Origin of the sequence: Streptomyces sp. NPDC005485, from assembly GCF_040606085.1 — a bacterium.
Classification (GTDB): Bacteria; Actinomycetota; Actinomycetes; order Streptomycetales; family Streptomycetaceae; genus Streptomyces.
Window position 1 is genome coordinate 43,224 of sequence record NZ_JBEXDZ010000025.1, and the last position, 16,282, is coordinate 59,505.

The 16,282-nt window shown below is 71.5% G+C and carries 12 protein-coding genes; 4 read left to right on the top strand and 8 right to left on the bottom strand.

The features are described 5' to 3' along the window. Positions 1–44: 44 nt before the first annotated feature. From ABZS97_RS11570 to ABZS97_RS11605, 8 genes are all read right to left on the bottom strand, one after another. Entirely contained in the window at positions 45–1,022 is a 978-nt protein-coding gene (locus ABZS97_RS11570; RefSeq protein ID WP_356136290.1) for a diiron oxygenase, read from the bottom strand. A 55-nt stretch (positions 1,023–1,077) separates the two neighbouring features. Beyond that, a complete protein-coding gene (locus tag ABZS97_RS11575) occupies positions 1,078–2,337 on the bottom strand; it encodes an ATP-grasp domain-containing protein (protein WP_356136292.1) in 1,260 nt (419 codons plus the stop codon). A 35-nt stretch (positions 2,338–2,372) separates the two neighbouring features. Next, positions 2,373–7,349: an amino acid adenylation domain-containing protein gene (locus ABZS97_RS11580; RefSeq protein ID WP_356136294.1), complete on the bottom strand. Its 4,977-nt coding sequence runs from the start codon at positions 7,347–7,349 to the stop codon at positions 2,373–2,375. A gap of 14 nt (positions 7,350–7,363) precedes the next feature. After that, complete coding sequence (locus ABZS97_RS11585) at positions 7,364–8,125, bottom strand: alpha/beta fold hydrolase (protein WP_356136296.1); 762 nt, start codon at positions 8,123–8,125, stop codon at positions 7,364–7,366. Then, on the bottom strand, positions 8,122–8,343 hold the full coding sequence (locus ABZS97_RS11590) for an MbtH family protein (protein ID WP_356136298.1): 222 nt from the start codon (positions 8,341–8,343) through the stop codon (positions 8,122–8,124). Before ABZS97_RS11590 ends, ABZS97_RS11585 begins: the two co-directional genes overlap by 4 nt. Before the next feature lie 2 nt (positions 8,344–8,345). Beyond that, positions 8,346–9,365 carry a 2,3-diaminopropionate biosynthesis protein SbnB gene (gene sbnB / locus ABZS97_RS11595; RefSeq protein ID WP_356136300.1) on the bottom strand — a complete coding sequence of 340 codons (1,020 nt, stop codon included), beginning with the start codon at positions 9,363–9,365 and terminating at the stop codon, positions 8,346–8,348. After that, positions 9,353–10,402: a 2,3-diaminopropionate biosynthesis protein SbnA gene (gene sbnA, locus ABZS97_RS11600; RefSeq protein WP_356136302.1), complete on the bottom strand. Its 1,050-nt coding sequence runs from the start codon at positions 10,400–10,402 to the stop codon at positions 9,353–9,355. The genes sbnB and sbnA overlap by 13 nt, the downstream gene beginning before the upstream one ends. Before the next feature lie 133 nt (positions 10,403–10,535). Beyond that, positions 10,536–11,138 (bottom strand): TetR/AcrR family transcriptional regulator, encoded by a 603-nt coding sequence (locus ABZS97_RS11605; protein WP_356136304.1) that lies wholly within the window; start codon positions 11,136–11,138, stop codon positions 10,536–10,538. A gap of 292 nt (positions 11,139–11,430) precedes the next feature. On the opposite strand from ABZS97_RS11605, the gene ABZS97_RS11610 reads away from it, so the two are divergent. The 4 genes from ABZS97_RS11610 to ABZS97_RS11625 are packed head-to-tail and all read left to right on the top strand — an operon-like array spanning position 11,431 to position 16,280. Next, complete coding sequence (locus ABZS97_RS11610; RefSeq protein WP_356136306.1) at positions 11,431–12,033, top strand: 2Fe-2S iron-sulfur cluster-binding protein; 603 nt, start codon at positions 11,431–11,433, stop codon at positions 12,031–12,033. Further along, on the top strand, positions 12,030–13,022 hold the full coding sequence (locus tag ABZS97_RS11615) for a xanthine dehydrogenase family protein subunit M (protein WP_356136308.1): 993 nt from the start codon (positions 12,030–12,032) through the stop codon (positions 13,020–13,022). Before ABZS97_RS11610 ends, ABZS97_RS11615 begins: the two co-directional genes overlap by 4 nt. Beyond that, the gene (locus ABZS97_RS11620) at positions 13,019–15,151 is read left to right on the top strand and encodes a xanthine dehydrogenase family protein molybdopterin-binding subunit (protein ID WP_356136310.1); all 2,133 of its coding nucleotides are present in this window, start codon (positions 13,019–13,021) and stop codon (positions 15,149–15,151) included. The genes ABZS97_RS11615 and ABZS97_RS11620 overlap by 4 nt, the downstream gene beginning before the upstream one ends. Then, positions 15,144–16,280, top strand: coding sequence for an XdhC/CoxI family protein (locus ABZS97_RS11625; protein WP_356136312.1), 1,137 nt, complete (start codon positions 15,144–15,146; stop codon positions 16,278–16,280). The genes ABZS97_RS11620 and ABZS97_RS11625 overlap by 8 nt, the downstream gene beginning before the upstream one ends. The last annotated feature ends 2 nt before the right edge of the window (positions 16,281–16,282 follow it).

Sequence of the window (16,282 nt, forward strand, 5' to 3'; positions counted from 1 at the left end):
CGTACTTTACCGGAATGCGCCCAGGCGTCGTGGTCCCGAACAGGTCAACTCCCGTTTGTCCAGGGCCACTCGACCCGGTCGAGGAGGTCCATCTCCGAAAGCAGTGAGTGCAGCCCGCTGAAGTCGCGTACCAGGTTTGTCCGTCCGGCGTCGTTCTGCACCTCGGAAATCATGCGTTCGGCATCGGCGACACCATGCAGGTCAAGAATGCTCTGCCATGTCCGGTAATCGTTGGCGACAAATGCCTCCAGTCCCGTGATCATGGTGTCGACGAAGAATTTCTTCTGTTTCTCGGACAGGAAGTCGTAGACGGTCTTGGCGAGTTCACCGGAGATGGAGGAGTGGCAGATCTCGTCACGGTTGTGCAGTTGCACGGTCGTCGAGTTGATGACCTGGATGTCGGGATCGTCGGACAGCAGATTCAGATAGGCGCTGATCGATGTCTCGGACACGGTGGCGAAGGCGAGGGTGGTGAGCTTGCGCTCCCACGACTCGGCGCAGGAGTCCCGGAGTTCCTGGTGCCGGGCAACGATGTGCGGGGCCGGCAGGATCGAGTCGGGCAGCTCGATCTTCCGCTGCTGCCGGGTGATCGTGCTGGCGTTGAGATGCATCAGCGTGTGGTACTGCTCGTCCACCATGGCCTGGGCGAGCGACGTCTCCAGCGCGGGACCGCCCAGCGAGGGGAACTCGCCCTCGATGACGAAGGCGAAGGCCGGATTGGCGATGCGCTGCTCGGCGAGGATGGTGTGCCGGTTGTACGCCAGCCACGCCCAGCTCAGCATGGAGTCACGGACCTCGGCCGGCAGTCCGTCCCAGCCGGGGTGGCCGACGAACGGCACGATCCCCACCGGGTAGTCCGGGCGTTCGGCGTCGAACAGGTCCTCCAGTTCGGGTTCCTTGCGCTTCACCGTCGCGCGTCGGTGCCAGTTCCCCGCCAGGCGCGTGATGACCGCGTTCTCCACCGGATGGGTGGGGTCGAAGGGCGGGAAACCGGGGATCTCCATCAGTGCGTTGCTGTTCATCCAAGCCTCCGTGATGCGCTTCCTGATACGAACGGGACGGCCGCGTGAGCCCGTCTCACGCGGCAGGGTCCACGTCGTAGAACGCCGGCCCGTCCAGGTAGCACAGCGTGTTGTAGTCGCGCTCGACCGTCTCGGCGACCGGGTGCGCCAGGCCGACGGCGATCGTCTTCGTGGAGTCGTCCACCGTTTTGGCGACCTGCCCGCCGGGCGGTACGAAGACCTCCACGTTGTTGAAGCTCTCCAGCTCCCGGACGGTGTCGAGGAGCGGATAGGCGCGCAGCCTGCCCGCCTGCGGTGCGGTCGGCCAGCACACCGTCACATGCCGGTCGAGCCGGTAGGGGCGCGCGTAGGTGGCGAGAAAGCGCTCCGGGTGGAGATAGGCCTCCACCGTCCAGGTGTTCTGCGACTCGCCCGCGGCCAGTTCGGCGTAGTAGGGGGTGTTCGCCCCGGCGATGCGCGCCCCCACCTCGACCAGGCACGGCCCTTCGTCGGTGAGGATCACCTCAAGATGTGCCGGGCCGTGCCGGATGCCCAGGGCGTCGAGCACGGTGAAGGCGTAGTCGACGAGCGTCTGCCGAACCGGGGAGTCGGGGGCGATCAGGTGCCCGGCCGTGATGCGGTCGCGGACGCCGGGGACCGACATCTTGCTGTACTTCCAGACGTCGGTGGCCCGGTGGTGGCCGTCGCGGCTGACCGTGTCCACCACGTACTCGCCGCCGACCAGGTATTCCTGTACGACGGCGGAGGAGTTGACCTCCGAGAAGACGGTGGTGGCCCCCAGGATGCGCCGGAAGGCGGCCGCCGACTCCTGGGGGGTGTCGCACACGGTCACGCCGTCGTTGGCCGCGCTGCGCAGCGGCTTGACCACGACCCGGCCGCCGATCTCGCGGTGCCAGGCGATCAGCGAGTCCTCGTCCTCGATCAGCTTCTGGCGGGCTCCGCGTACCCCGGCGGCCTTGATCGTGTCGATCTGGATGAACTTGTTCCGGCGAGCCGGGGAGAGCCGTGTGCCGTTGGTGGGCAGAGCGAGCGCCTCGCTGAGCCGGTCGGCCAGCTCGACCCCGTACTCACCGGCGGCGATCACCGCGACGGGCTCGTGCTTGGCCACCGCCTCGGCCGTGTCGTCCAGCACGCCCTGGTGCACGATGTTGTCGCTGAACTCCGTGGTGTCGAAAGCGCCTTGATAGCACTTCGGCACGTCCACCGTGCTCTGCACCCTGACGACCTCGCAGCCGTGCTCCATGAACGCTTTCGCCAGCGCGTGGCTTGAGGGGTAGGCGTCGACCAGGACGACGCTGCCTGCGGTGTTGCCCATGCTTCCTGTTCCTCCGTTCGTGCCTGCCCTGTTGGTCACGCCGATTCCTCCAGGGCCTCGGCAAGGCCCGCGATGGTCGGGTGCCGGAAGATCAGCACCGGGGAGATACGCCTGCCGAGGTGTTCACCGAGCCGCGTCGCGACCGCGGTGACGGCCAGCGAGTTCCCGCCCACCGAGAAGAAGTTGTCCTCCGGTCCGAGCTCGCTTTCGATACCGAGGCATTCGCGCAGCACCTCGACCACCAGTGCCTGACCCTCGGTCGCCGGGGCGGCGCTCACCTCCTGGGCACCGATCGGCTGCGGCGCCGGCAGTGCCTCGCGGTTCACCTTGCCGTTGGGGGTCAGTGGGATCTGGTCGATGGCGGTGAAGTTCTGCGGCAGCATGTACGGCGGCAGCTGCTCGGCCAGATGCTCACGCAACTGTGCGGGTACAAGAGGCGGTTCGGGTTCGCCGGCCGCCTGCTCCGGGATCAGGTAGGCCGCCAGCTGCTCCACACCGGTGGCCGTCCGGTGCACCGCGACAACGCAGTCCGACACCGCCGGATGGGTGCGCAGGGCTGCCTCGATCTCGCCCAACTCGATGCGGAAGCCCCGCAGTTTGACCTGGTGGTCGTCGCGGCCGAGGAAGATCAGGTTGCCGTCCGGCAGCAGCTGCACCACGTCGCCGGTCGCGTACATCCGGGCGCCCGCCTCCTCGGCGAACGGATCGGGCAGATACGCCTCCGCCGTCCGGGCCGGTTTGCCCAGGTAGCCGCGGCCGACGGCCGTCCCGCCCACGTACAGCAGTCCCCGGCAGCCCGGCACCACCGGCCGCAGCTGCGGATCCAGCACGTAGAGCCGGGCGTTGTCGGTGGCCCGGCCGAACGGGACGCTGGGCCGGTGGGCGTGCCGGTCGAGCAGTTCCTCGGTGATCGGGCAGACCGCGGAGGTCACGGTGGCCTCCGTCGGCCCGTACTCGTTGAACACTTGGCAGCCGTCCGCGGCGGCGGCCAGCACACGGCGCGCCACGTCGTGCGGTACAGCTTCCGCGCCGGTGAAGATCAGCCGCACGGAGGCCAGACCCGCGGCGACCACGCCCGGGTTCTCGGCGGCCCCGGTGTCCTCCGCGGCCTCCAGCAGGATCCGCATCTGAGACGGGGTCGCGTTCAGGGTGGTGATGCCGCGCTCCGCCAACTGCCGCAGGAACGCGGTCGGGTCGTACGCGGCGGTGGCGCTCGCCAGATGCAGCTGGGCGCCGGAGACCAGGCACTGGAAGATCTCCCAGACCGAGTTGTCGAAGGCCACGGAGTGGTTCAGCAGCGCCCGGTCCAGCTCGGTCAGGCGGCAGACCCGCTGGTTCCACTCCAGGAACGAGGTGATGTTGGCGTGGGTGATCGCCACACCCTTCGGCTTTCCGGTCGAGCCGGAGGTGTAGATCACGTAGGCCAGGTGATGCGGCTGCGCGCCCTCGGGCGTGGACAGGCCGGGTGCGGCGGCCGGGGCGGAGTCGACCCGCACCGCTTCCACCCCGTCGCCGAACAGCGGCGAGGCGGCGTGGGCGGAGTCCGTCACCACCAGCCGTACACCCGAATCGGCGACCAGGTACTGCAACCGGTCGGCCGGATAGCCCGGGTCGAGCGGCACATACGCGCCGCCCGCCTTGAGCACGCCGAGCAGGGCTGTCACCAGCTCGGCCGAGCGGTCCAGGCACACGCCGACCAGGCGCTCGGGGCCCACGCCCCTGGCGCGCAGCACTCCCGCCAGCCCGGCGGCCCGGCGGTCCACCTCGGCGAAGGTCAGCGAGCGGCCGTCGGCCACCACGCAGACGGCCTCGGGTGAGGTCCGCACCCGGCGCTCCCACATCCGCACCAGCGTGCTCGGCTCCGGCAACGGGTCGGCGGACTCCCCGCCGGACAGCTCCCGCAGTTCCTCCGGGGCCAGGATCTCCAGCTCGGACAGCCGCTTCGCGGGGCCGGCCGCCATCTGCTCCAGCACCCGCAGCAGGTGACGGCCGAGGCGCTGGACGAAGGGCTGGTCGAAGAGGTCGGTGGCGTACTCGATCGACACCGAGAGATCGCCCTGCCCGGCCGCGTGGTCGGTGATGTCGAAGGCGAGGTCGAACCGGGCGGTACCGAGCCTTCCCTCCAGCTCCCTGCGGTCGAACGCCTCGGTGAGCGAACCGGGTTCGGGCGCGTCGTGCAGGGCGAACAGCACCTGGAAGAGCGGGTTGCGGCTCAGGTCCCGCTCCGGACACAGCTCCTCTACCAGCTTCTCGAAGGGCAGCTCCTGGTGCGTGTAGCTGCCGAGCGCCACTTCGCGCACCCGGGCCAGCAGTTCCACCCAGGACGGGTCCCGGGAAAGATCGGTGCGCAGTACGACGGTGTTCACGAAGTAGCCGATGACATCGGCGGTCTCCGGCCTGGGCCTGCCGCCGACCAGGGTGCCGACCGCGACGTCGCGCTCGTCGGCGTACCGGCCGAGCAGCACCTGCAGCGGGGCGAGCAGTCCCATGAACAGCGTGACGCCCTCCGCGCGGCACAACTCACGTACGCGGCCCGCCAGTTCGGCCGGAATCCGCAGCAGCTCCCGTTCCCCGCGGTGACTGGCCACCACGGGCCGGGGCCGGGCGGTCGGCAGCTCCAGCGCGGGCACCCCGGCGAGCTGGTTGCGCCAGTAGCCCAGCAGCCGGTCGAGTTCCTCTCCCCGCAGCCGGTCCCGCTGCCACTGGGCGTAGTCCGCGTAACGCACCGCGACCGGTGGCGATGCCGGCGTCTCTCCGGCACTCAAGTCTGTGTACAGCGTGCCCAGTTCCTGGATGAACAGATCCACCGACCGGCCGTCCACCGCGATGTGATGGATGGTCAGCAGAACGATGTCCCGGTCCGGGGTGCGCAGCAGGTCCGCGCGCAGCAGCGGAGCCTCCGCCAGGTCGAACGGCGCCCGGATGCGCTCCGTGAGCGCCTCGTCGAGAGCCTCCTCGGGCAGCTCGGTGCAGGGCACGGTGACCGGCGCGGCCTCGCGGACCACGGGCCGGGCGCGGCCGTCGGCGGTGACCAGCGTCGTGCGCAGCGTCTCGTGCCGGCGGACGATCTCGGAGAGGCAGGCCTCCAGCACCCGCGCATCGACGCGCTCGCCGGGGAGGGACAGGGCGACGGGCAGGTGGTAGGCGGGTGCGCCGCTGTGCACCTGCTCGAAGATCCAGATGCGCTCCTGCCCGAAGGACAGCACCGGCGCGGCGGCCGGCCGGATCGGGTCGTCCTCGCCGGGCCCCGCCTTGGCCAGTGCCTCGGCGAGCCCCGCCGGTGTCGGATGGGCGAAGACCGCCTGCACGTCGACGGGCACCCCGAGCAGTTCCCGCAGCCGGGCCACCGCCGGGACCGCCGACAGCGACTGACCGCCGAGGGTGAAGAAGTCGTCGTGCGGCGACACGTCCTCGACCCCGAGAACCTCGCCCCACACCCGGCCGATGACCTCGGCCTCCGGCAGCACCGGCGTGTTCGCGTGCGCACGGCCGGCCTCACGGATCCGCTCGTAGCCGATGCCGCGCAGGGCATTGCGGTCGGCCTTGCCCGCGGGCGTCCGGGGCAGCGCGTCGAGCAGCGCGTAGCCCTGCGGGACCATGTACGCCGGCAGGCGCTCGCCGAGGTGGTCGCGCACCTGGGCCATCGCGCGCTCGGGAAGAGGTCCGCTCGCTGTCAGATAGGCCACGAGCTGATCGCCGCCCGCGGCCTCACGGTCCACGACGACCAGGGCGTCGGCGACGAGCGGATGGCCGCGCAGGCACGCCTCGATCTCGCCGAGTTCGATGCGGAAGCCGCGCACCTTGACCTGGTGGTCGTTGCGGCCGAGGACCTCCAGGCGGCCGTCCGACGTCCACCGGGCGAGGTCGCCGGTCCGGTACAGGCGTTCGCCGTCGCCGCCGAAGGGGTCGGGCACGAACCGCTCCGCGGTCAGCGCCGGGCGATTCAGGTAGCCGCGGGCCAGACACGCGCCGCCGATCCACAGCTCGCCGCTCTCGCCCGGCCCGGCCTCACGGCCCTGCTCGTCCACGACATGGGCGCGGGCGTTGGCGAGCGGCGTGCCGACCGTGATGCGGCCCTCGGCGCGGTCGATGCGGGCGGCGGTCGCCCACACGGTGGCCTCCGTCGGCCCGTACAGGTTCCACAGCGTGCCACCCGTGGCGAGAAGGTCCGCGGCGAGCTGCGGATCCAGCGCCTCCCCGCCCGAGAGCAGGGTCAGTCCGCGGCCGGAGCTCCAGCCGGACGCGAGGAGCATGCGCCAGGTCGTCGGCGTGGCCTGCACGACCGTGACGCCTTCCTCCTCGACGGTGGCGGCGAGCAGCTCGGGATCGGTGTTGGCGGCCCCCGGAGCCATGACGACCCGCGCCCCGACCGTCAGCGGCAGGAAGAGCTCCAGGGTCGAGATGTCGAAGGAGAGCGGAGTGAGCGCGAGGACCCGGTCGTCGGGGCCGAGCCCGGGCCGCTCCGCCACACTCGCGAGGAAGGAGCTGATCGCCGCGTGCTCGACCGCCACGCCCTTCGGCTGCCCGGTCGAGCCGGAGGTGTAGATGACGTACGCGAGATTCTCCGGGCGCGGGGAAGCGGCCCCCGGTGTCCCCATCCCGGCCGTGCGGCGCGGAGCCTCGGGAAGGTCCGCCACCACCAGCGCTTCGGCCGCCCCGGTCTGCCGGGCCCGCTCCCGGTGCGCGGCGTCGCAGAGCACCAGCCCTACGCCGGAGTCGGCCCGCATGCGCCGCAGCCTGTCGGCCGGATAACTGGGGTCCAGCGGCAGATAGGCGGCGCCGGATTTGAGGATGCCGAGCAGCGCGACGACCATGTCGACCGACCTGCCGAGACAGACACCGACCAGCGACTCCGGGCCGAGGCCGCGCGCACGCAGTTCGGCGGCCAGCACCGAGGCGCGCCGGTCGACGTCCGCGTACGTGGCACGCTGCGCGCCCGCGACGACCGCGATCGAGTCCGGGTTGGTCGCGACCCGCTGTTCCCACAGTTCGACCAGGGTGGTCGGCGCCATGAACTGATCCTTTCTCAACGCCATTCGGTGAGGGCGTGCGTGATCGATTCCGCCAACTGCTGCTCCGCACCGCGCAGGTAGAGATGTCCGCCGGGGAAGAGGCGCAGCTCGAAGTCGGCCGACGTGTGCCCGATCCAGGCGGCGAGCTCGGCCTGCGTGACGCCCTCGTCGTCGGCGCCGCCCAGCACGGTGAACGGGCAGCGCAGCGGCTCCTCGTCCCGGTGTGCGTACGTCTCGCACACGGTCAGGTCCGCGCGCACCAACGGCAGCAGGAACTCCTGCAGTTCGCGGTCCAGCCCCGCGAACTCGGACTGCTCCAGCCGTGCGAGAAGCGCCTCGTCGGGCAGCGCGTGCAACGGGTCCTGGTCCGGCAGATGCGGGGCGCGGTGCGCCGACAGGAACATCCGGAGGGGGAGCGGCGCGCCGAGCGCCCGCAGCCGCCGCGCGACCGCGAACGAGAGGAGCGCTCCCATGCTGTGGCCGAGGAACGCGTACGGCAGCTCGGTCCGGGACGCGATCAGCGGCGCCAGCGCGTCCACCACCGCGTCCGCCGAGAGCAGCGGTGACTCGCCCATCCGGTTCTCCCTGCCGGGGAGTTGGACGGCGCAGACCTCGATCTCGTCGGGGAAGTGCCGGGCCAGCCGGTAGGAGGAGGCGCCCGCCCCGGCGTGCGGGAAGACGAACAGGCGTCGGTTCGCGGTGTGTTCGCGGCTGCCGAGGCCGGGCAGCCACAGCCGTGCGGCGGCACCTTCCGGGGCCGCTACCGTGCCGGTCACCGCAGCGCGCCTTCCGCGACGGCCGACTCGGCGGATACCCGTGCCGAACGGGGGGTGAGGTCGGTCCAGACCTCCTCGATGTGGGCGAGGCACTCCTGCTTGGTCCCGGTCCTGCCCGCCGTGGCCCAGCCCGCCGGGAGTCGCCGTTCGGCGAACCAGATCGAGTACTGCTCCTCGTCGTTGACCACGACGACGTAGCGTTCCTCCGCGCTGCTCATGATCAGCCCTCCACCCCGGCGAAGAAGTCGTCGACCCGTACGCCCTTGCCGGCGGCGGCGACCCGGTCGTACACCCACTTGCCGACGGCGAGGTCCAGCACGCCGAGACCGAACGGGGAGAAGACCGCGGCGCGGCCCGGTGCCCGGGCGACACGGCCGTGCAGCAGATCGCCGATCGTGCCGTTGAGGAAGTCGCGGTTGCCCGTCTTCTGCTCCGCCAGGTGCAGCGAGGTGCGCTCGCGTACGGCGTGGTCGACGTCGTCGGTGAAGTTCTGCGCGGCGAGGACGACCTCGGGGGCGAAGTCGCGCAGCGAGAGGTGCAGGACGACCGGTCCGTGCGCGAGCAGCCCCGGGTCGTGCAGGTGGGGTTCGCCGGCCACCGTGGTCAGCACCACCAGGTCGCAGTCGGCGAAGGCCTCCTCGACGCGCTGCGCCGTCACCACCTCGGCCTCGGACTGCTCCTTGAGGGTGGCGCCGAACCGCTCGGCCGCCGCCGGGTTGAGGTCGAACAGCCGGAATCCGTCGATCTCCCAGCCCAGATCCCGCAGGAACTTCGCCACGTGCTGGGCGATCAGCCCCGTGCCGACGATGCCGACCTTCCGTGCCCGCCGTGCGCCGAGCAGGAGCTCGGCGCCCAGCACCGCGGAGGCGGCGGTCCGGGTGGCGGAGATGATCGAGGACTCCAGGCAGGCGAACGGATACCCGGTGTCGCAGTCGTTGAGGATCAGCGTGGCCGACGCGCGGGGGATGCCGTGCCCGGTGTTGTCGGGGAAGCTGGCGATCCACTTGTTTCCGGCGACGTCGAAGTCACCGCCGAGATAGGCGGGCAGCGAGATGATCCGCGAGCGGCTCTGGTGCGGGAACCGGAGAAAGGAGCTGTGGGGGTTGGAGCTGTCACCGGCGTCGTGCGCCAGGTAGGCGGCCCGGACGATCTCCAGGCACTCCGGGCGGTTGCTGTCCACCTCGGCGGCGACCTCGCTCGCGCCGATGACCGTCAGGGACGGCAGGGTTAGTGCACGCACGCCAGTATTCCTCCTTCGGCTTGCCTGGCCCTGCCGCGCGACTGCGCGGACGTCAGCGGCTCCTCGGCGCGCAACTGCCGGACCCAGGCGGGGTTGTAGATGGTCTTGGCGTAGGCATTGCCGCGGTCCGCGGCCAGCAGGGCGACGGCAGGGCGGGCGCCGGTGACCGGGTTTCTGGCGAAGTAGCTCTGGACGGCGGAGTAGACGCTTCCCGTCGAGCCGCCGGCGAACAGGCCGTGCCGGGCGACGAGCGCGTGGCAGCCCTCGACGGCGCGGGTCTCGGGAACGATCTCGATGTCGTCGATCAGGGCCTGTTCGACGAGCGGGGGCACGATGCTGGAGCCGATGCCCGGGATCCTCCGCTTCCCGGGCGGGCCGCCGAAGATCACCGAGCCCTCGGTGTCCACGGCGACCACGACGCACCGCGGAAAGGCCTCCTTCACCCGGCGCGAGAGGCCCGCGATGGTGCCGCCGGTCCCGACGCCGACGAAGAGGTAGTCGATCGCGCCCGTGGCACCGACCAGTTCACCCCCGGTGAACCGGTAGTGCGCGTTGAGGGCGTCCTCGTTGGCGTACTGGTTGGTCCAGTACGCGTGGTCCACTTCCGCCGTCAGCTCTCGCACTCTGGCCAGGCGGGTCTTGAGGAATCCGCCGGTGGCGTCCCGAGCGGTGACTTTCTCCACCCGGGCGCACAGCCGGTGCAGCTGAGCCTCGGTGGCCTCGTTGCAATTGGGGTCGATGACCGGAACGAAGGGCACACCCACCATGCGGCAGTAGAACGCCAGCGAAATGGCGAAGTTGCCGGACGACGACTCGATCACCGTGGTGCCCTGGGTGATCTCCCCACGGGTGATCGCCTGTTCCAGGATCCACAGCGCTGAGCGGTCCTTGGCGCTGCCGGTCGGATTGCAGAACTCAAGCTTGGCGACGATGTCCAGGTCACCGCCCACTAGAGGCACCAGCGGAGTCCCCGCGAGACTGCGACGGAGATGCGTGATGCGGTCGACCAACGACTGACTGACCCGCCTCTGAGACATGTCGATGACGGTGCCACGGACAGCCGCAGGACTGCTCAAGCGCCACTCAAACGTCGCTTCACACCGGGACGAGACCCACCCGCCCGCCACTGCCCGGGCCGCCGTGCACGATCTCTGTCCGCTTCGGCGCCGCTCAGTTCCCCGCTGCCCCGGCGCGCAGTCCGTCCATGACGAGGTCCAGGAGGCGGGTGGCGCGTGGTTGCCAGTCGGTGTGGGGGTCGAGTTGCCACAGGCCGGAGATGGCGAGCATGAAATCGCCCGCTGTCACACCCGGGCGGATGGTGCCGGCCTCCTCGTTGGTCCTCAGCAGGAGTGTGGCGGCCTCGGTCACGGGATTGTGGGCCGGCCGGGCTGGGCCGTTGGGTCCGCTGACGGCCTTGCGCATCGCCTCGGCCAGGCCCGCCTTGGTCATGGCGTAGCGCGCGAGGCGGTCCATCCACATGCGCAGGGCCACGTCCGGGGCATGGGCCCGGAGGAGCGGAGCGGCGGCGTCGGCGACCTGCTGCATCTCGTGGCGGTAGACCTCGAGGACGAGGGCCTCGCGGTTCGGGAAGTTGCGGTAGAACGTGCCCTGCCCCACGCCCGCCTTCTTCGCGATGGTGCTGAGCGGGGCGTCGGCCGAACGGGTCAGCTCGGCCAGGGCGACCTCCAGGATGCGTTCGCGATTCCGTTGCGCGTCGGAGCGCAGGGGGGTGTCCGAGCGCGGCGCGTCGTTGTCGTCCCGCTTGTGCTGCACTCGTCCTCCTTCCGGGATCGCGGCAGGCCGCCCTTGCTAAGCGGACAGCTGTCCGCTAGGTTCGTGGGTAAGCGGACAGCTGTCCGCTTGGGCCCATCGTAGCGGCAGCCGCGGCCCCTGGGGATGGCCGGAACCGATCGCCCACCCGCATTGTCGCGCACCGCGCAGCCGCGGGCCCACGCACTCCCCGCCCACCCCCCTGTCCTCTCCGTACAGCGCCATCTCCGTGCGAACTCCCTGCCGGTTTCGCCCGTCCGACTTCGACGCGCCCACCCGCGAAAGAAGGCTGATCATGGCCGCAGTTTCCGCCCCTTCGACGTACAGCGCCATCACCCTGACCGTCAACGGCGAGCAGTACTCCCTGCCCGTCGACCACCGCACCACACTGCTCGACGCACTGCGCGAGCACCTCGATCTGACCGGCACCAAGAAGGGCTGCGACCAGGGACAGTGCGGAGCCTGCACGGTGCTGCTCGACGGGCGACGCGCCGTGTCCTGTCTGCAGCTCGCGGTCGCCGCCGAGGGGCGCTCGGTCACCACCATCGAAGGCGTGGCCGACGGCGACCAACTGCACCCGGTGCAGCAGGCGTTCCTCGACCTCGACGGCTACCAGTGCGGCTACTGCACACCGGGGCAGATCTGTTCGGCCATCGCGGTGATCGAGGAACACGCGGCGGGCTGGCCGAGCGCGGCCACCACCGACGTACGGCCGGAAACAGGGCCTCCACCCCTCACCCCCGACGAGATCCGGGAGCGCATGAGCGGCAACCTGTGCCGCTGCGGAGCCTACGTCTCCATCGTCCAGGCGGTCGCCGAGGCCGCTCAAGCGACGCAGACGCAGACGCAGGGACTGGGGCAAAGGCAGGCGGACGAGGCCAAGGAGGCAGCGGCATGAGGGAGTTCGGCTATGAAAGGGCGTCCGACGTCACCGGCGCCGTCGCCCTGCTCGGTGCCGACCCCGACGCCCGATTCCTCGGCGGCGGCACCAACCTCGTCGACCTGATGAAGACCGGCGTCGAGCGGCCCTCCCGGCTCGTCGACGTACGCGAACTGCCCCTGGACCGGATCCGGTTGACGCAGGACGGCGGCCTGCGCATCGGCGCGACCGTCACCAACAGCGACCTCGCCGCGCACCCCGAAGTCCGCCGCCACTACCCGGCGTTGAGCCAGGCGGTGCTGGCCGGTGCCTCCGGGCAGCTGCGCAACATGGCCACGGTCGGCGGCAACCTGCTCCAGCGCACCCGCTGCGGCTACTTCGCCGACGTCACCAAGCCGTGCAACAAGCGTGCGCCCGGCAGCGGTTGCCCCGCGGTCCTGGGCGAGCACCACAACCACGCGATCCTCGGCGCCTCCGCGCACTGCGTGGCCACGCACCCCTCGGACATGGGCGTGGCACTGACGGCCTTCGACGCGGTCGTATCGTACGAAACGCCCGACGGGCCCGGCGAGTTGCCGCTCGCCGAGTTCTATCTGCCCGTGGGCGACACCCCGCACCGGGAGACGGTCCTGCCGCCGGGCGCGCTGATCACCGGTGTCACGCTGCCGCCCGCCCCGGTCGCCGCCCACTCCCGCTACCGCAAGGTGCGCGAGCGCGCCTCCTACGCCTTCGCGATCGGCTCGATCGCCGCCGCCCTCGACGTCCACGACGGCGTCGTACGCGAGGTGCGCCTGGCCTTCGGGGCGGTCGCCTCCCGGCCGTGGCGGGCCCGAACCGCCGAACGCGCCCTGACCGGGGCGCCGGCCGACGCCGAGACCTTCGCCGCCGCCGCGGACGCCGAACTGGCCGCCGCCGAGCCGCTGGCCGACAACGGATACAAGGTGACCCTGATGCGCAACCTCGTGGTGGCCGTCCTGACCGAACTCGCCGAGGAGGCCGCCCGATGACCACCGCCGCCACCACCGGACGTACGACCGCGAAGGGCGCCGTCGGCACCGCGCACACCCGGGTCGAGGGCCGCGACAAGGTCACCGGAGCAGCCCGCTACGCGGGCGAGATCCCCTTCGCCGAACTGGCCCACGGCTGGCTGGCGTTGTCCACCGTCGCCCGCGGCCGTATCCGCGCGGTGGAGACCGACCCGGTCCTCGCCATGCCCGGCGTCATCACCGTCCTGCACCACGGCAACGCCCCGCGTGTCGACGCCGACTACATCGGCCTCCTGGGCACCCCGCCGGACCCGACCACGGCCGTCTTCCAGCGCGACCAAGTGCCCTATCTGGGCTGGCCGGTGGCGCTGGTCGTCGCCGAGACCTCCGAGCAGGCCAGGGAGGCGGCCGAGGCGCTCGTGGTGAGGTACGAGGAGGAGCCGCACGACGTCACGTTCCGGAGCGAGCACCCGGACGCGTATCCCGTGGACGCCCATATGCCGGCGGTGGTGGAGAAGGGTGACCTGGAGGCCCAACTCACCGCGTCCGCCGTCGTCGTGGACGTGGAGTACACCACCCCGGAAGAACACCACAACCCGATGGAGCCGCACGCGGCGACGGCCCGGTGGGAGGGCGGACGGCTCGAAGTCGTCGACTCCAACCAGGGCACCCTGTGGGTCGCCGCCGAACTCGCCAGTCTCTTCTCGCTCGACCCGGCCTCGGTCCGGGTGCGCTCCGAACACGTCGGCGGCGGCTTCGGCAGCAAGGGCGTGCGCGCCCACCAGGTGGCGGCCGTGATGGCCGCGACCGTTCTGCAGCGCCCCGTACGCGTCGTCATGACGCGCCGTCAGATGTTCTCGCTGGCCGGCTACCGCAGCCCCACGGCCCAACGCGTCCGGCTCGGCGCCGACGCGGACGGCAGGCTGCGTGCGCTGGAACACCGCTCCCTGAGCCTCACCTCGACCGTGCACGAGTTCATCGAGCCGAGCGCCGGTGTGGCACGGACGATGTACGACGCCGACGCCCACCACACCAGCAACCAGGTCGTACGGCTGGACGTACCGACGCCGACCTGGATGCGCGCGCCGGGCGAGGCGCCGGGCTCCTTCGCCCTGGAGGCCGCCCTCGACGAACTCGCCGAGAAGTGCGGCATCGACCCGATCGAGCTGCGCGCCCGCAACGAGCCCGAGCGGGGCCCCATCTCAGGGCTGCCGTTCAGCGGACGCAACCTGCTCGCCTGCTTCCGGGAAGGGGCCGACAGGTTCGGCTGGGCGGACCGGGACCCGCGTCCGGGCCTTCGCCGGGAGGGACGATGGCTGCTCGGCACCGGCACGGCGGCCGCCTCCTTCCCCGCGGGGGCGGCACCCTCCACGGCCGCGGTGACGGCGGAGGCGGACGGCACCTTCACCGTACGGATCAACGCGACGGACATCGGGACCGGCGCACGGACCGCCCTCACCCTGATCGCCGCCGACGCGCTGGAGGTGCCGACGGACCGGGTCCGGGTGCACATCGGGGACAGCGACCTCGGGATGGCGTTCATCGCCGGCGGTTCGATGGGCACCCGCTCCTGGGCCTGGGCGGTCACGGCCGCGGCCGGTGAACTGCGCGAGCGGCTCGTACCCGGGATCACTCTGCCCCCGGAGGGGATCACCGCACGGTCGGACACCACCGCGGCCATCGGCGCCCTCGCACAGAAGGAGCGGCACTCCTTCGGCGCACAGTTCGCGGAGGTCGCCGTGGAGCCCGCCACCGGCGAGGTCCGCGTGCGCCGCATGCTCGGCGTCTTCGCGGCGGGCCGGATCGTCAACCCGCTCACCGCACGCAACCAGTTCGTGGGCGGCATGACCTGGGGCATCTCCATGGCCCTGCACGAGGAGGCGGTCCGCGACCGGGCCACGGGCGGCCACTACGGCGCCGACCTCGCGGGCTACCACGTCGCCACGCACGCCGACGTACCGCACATCGAGGCGGACTGGATCGACGACCCCGACCCGGACGACCCGGTCGGCATCAAGGGCATCGGCGAGATCGGCATCGTGGGCGCCGCGGCGGCGATCGCCAACGCGGTCTGGCACGCGACCGGCGTACGCCACCGCAGCCTGCCGATCCGCCCCGACCGCGTCCTCGGGGCAGGCCCGCATGCTTGATGTCGCCGCCGAGCTGCACCGGTGGGCGGAGGAGGGCCGGGACTTCGCCGTCGCCACCGTCGTGGCGGTCGGCGGCAGCGCACCGCGCGGTCCCGGCGCCGCCCTCGCCGTCGACAGCACGGGCACGGTCATCGGCTCGGTCTCCGGCGGCTGTGTGGAGGGCGCGGTCTACGACCTGTGCGTCCAGGCGCTGGAGGACGGCGAGAGCGTCCTCGAACGATTCGGCTACAGCGACGAGGACGCCTTCGCGGTCGGGCTGACCTGCGGCGGCGTCCTCGACATCCTGGTCACCCCGGTGCGTGCGGCGGCGCCCGCCCGCCCGGTGCTGCGTGCGGCGCTGACGGCCGCCGCACGCAGCGAACCGGCGGCCCTCGTCCGGGTCGCCGGGGGCCCGGCCCAACTCCTCGGCACGGCCCTGCTCGTACGGCCCGACGGAACGTACGAGGGCGGGCTCGGCGGCCACCCGGAGCTGGACCGTACGGCGGCGGCCGAGGCCCGGGCCCTGCTGGACGCCGGCCGCACCGGCACGGTCGACCTCTCCGAGGACGGCTCGCACTGCCCCGGCGGCCTCACCCTGCTCGTCGAGTCGAACGTGCCGCCGCCCCGCATGATCGTCTTCGGTGCGATCGACTTCGCGTCGGCGCTGGTCCGCGTCGGCAAGTTCCTCGGCTACGACGTGACCGTGTGCGACGCCCGCCCCGTCTTCGCCACCCGGGCCCGCTTCCCCGAGGCCGACGACATCGTCGTCGACTGGCCCCACCGCTACCTCCGCAGCACCACCACCGACGCGCGCACCGTCCTGTGCGTCCTCACCCACGACGCCAAGTTCGACGTACCTCTCCTGCAGACGGCCCTACGGCTGCCGGTCGCCTTCGTCGGGGCGATGGGCTCCCGCCGCACCCACGAGGACCGCAACCGCCGACTCCGCGAAGTTGGCGTTACAGCACGGGAGTTGACCCGTCTGCACTCCCCGATCGGCCTCGACCTCGGCGCCCGCACACCGGAGGAGACCGCCCTGTCCATCGCGGCGGAGATCGTCGCGGCACGGCAGGGCGGGACGGGGGTGTCGTTGAGCGGGGCGCACACACCGATTCACCGGGACCGGCGGGAGGCTTCGGCGGTCGCCTGACG

Coding starts and splice junctions, on each gene's coding strand:
- ABZS97_RS11610 (WP_356136306.1), top strand. CDS start 11,431: ATGGCCGCAGTTTCCGCCCCTTCGACGTACAGCGCCATCACCCTGACC.
- sbnA (WP_356136302.1), bottom strand. CDS start 10,402: ATGTCTCAGAGGCGGGTCAGTCAGTCGTTGGTCGACCGCATCACGCAT.
- ABZS97_RS11575 (WP_356136292.1), bottom strand. CDS start 2,337: ATGGGCAACACCGCAGGCAGCGTCGTCCTGGTCGACGCCTACCCCTCA.
- ABZS97_RS11580 (WP_356136294.1), bottom strand. CDS start 7,349: ATGGCGCCGACCACCCTGGTCGAACTGTGGGAACAGCGGGTCGCGACC.
- ABZS97_RS11590 (WP_356136298.1), bottom strand. CDS start 8,343: ATGAGCAGCGCGGAGGAACGCTACGTCGTCGTGGTCAACGACGAGGAG.
- ABZS97_RS11625 (WP_356136312.1), top strand. CDS start 15,144: ATGCTTGATGTCGCCGCCGAGCTGCACCGGTGGGCGGAGGAGGGCCGG.
- ABZS97_RS11620 (WP_356136310.1), top strand. CDS start 13,019: ATGACCACCGCCGCCACCACCGGACGTACGACCGCGAAGGGCGCCGTC.
- ABZS97_RS11615 (WP_356136308.1), top strand. CDS start 12,030: ATGAGGGAGTTCGGCTATGAAAGGGCGTCCGACGTCACCGGCGCCGTC.
- ABZS97_RS11570 (WP_356136290.1), bottom strand. CDS start 1,022: ATGAACAGCAACGCACTGATGGAGATCCCCGGTTTCCCGCCCTTCGAC.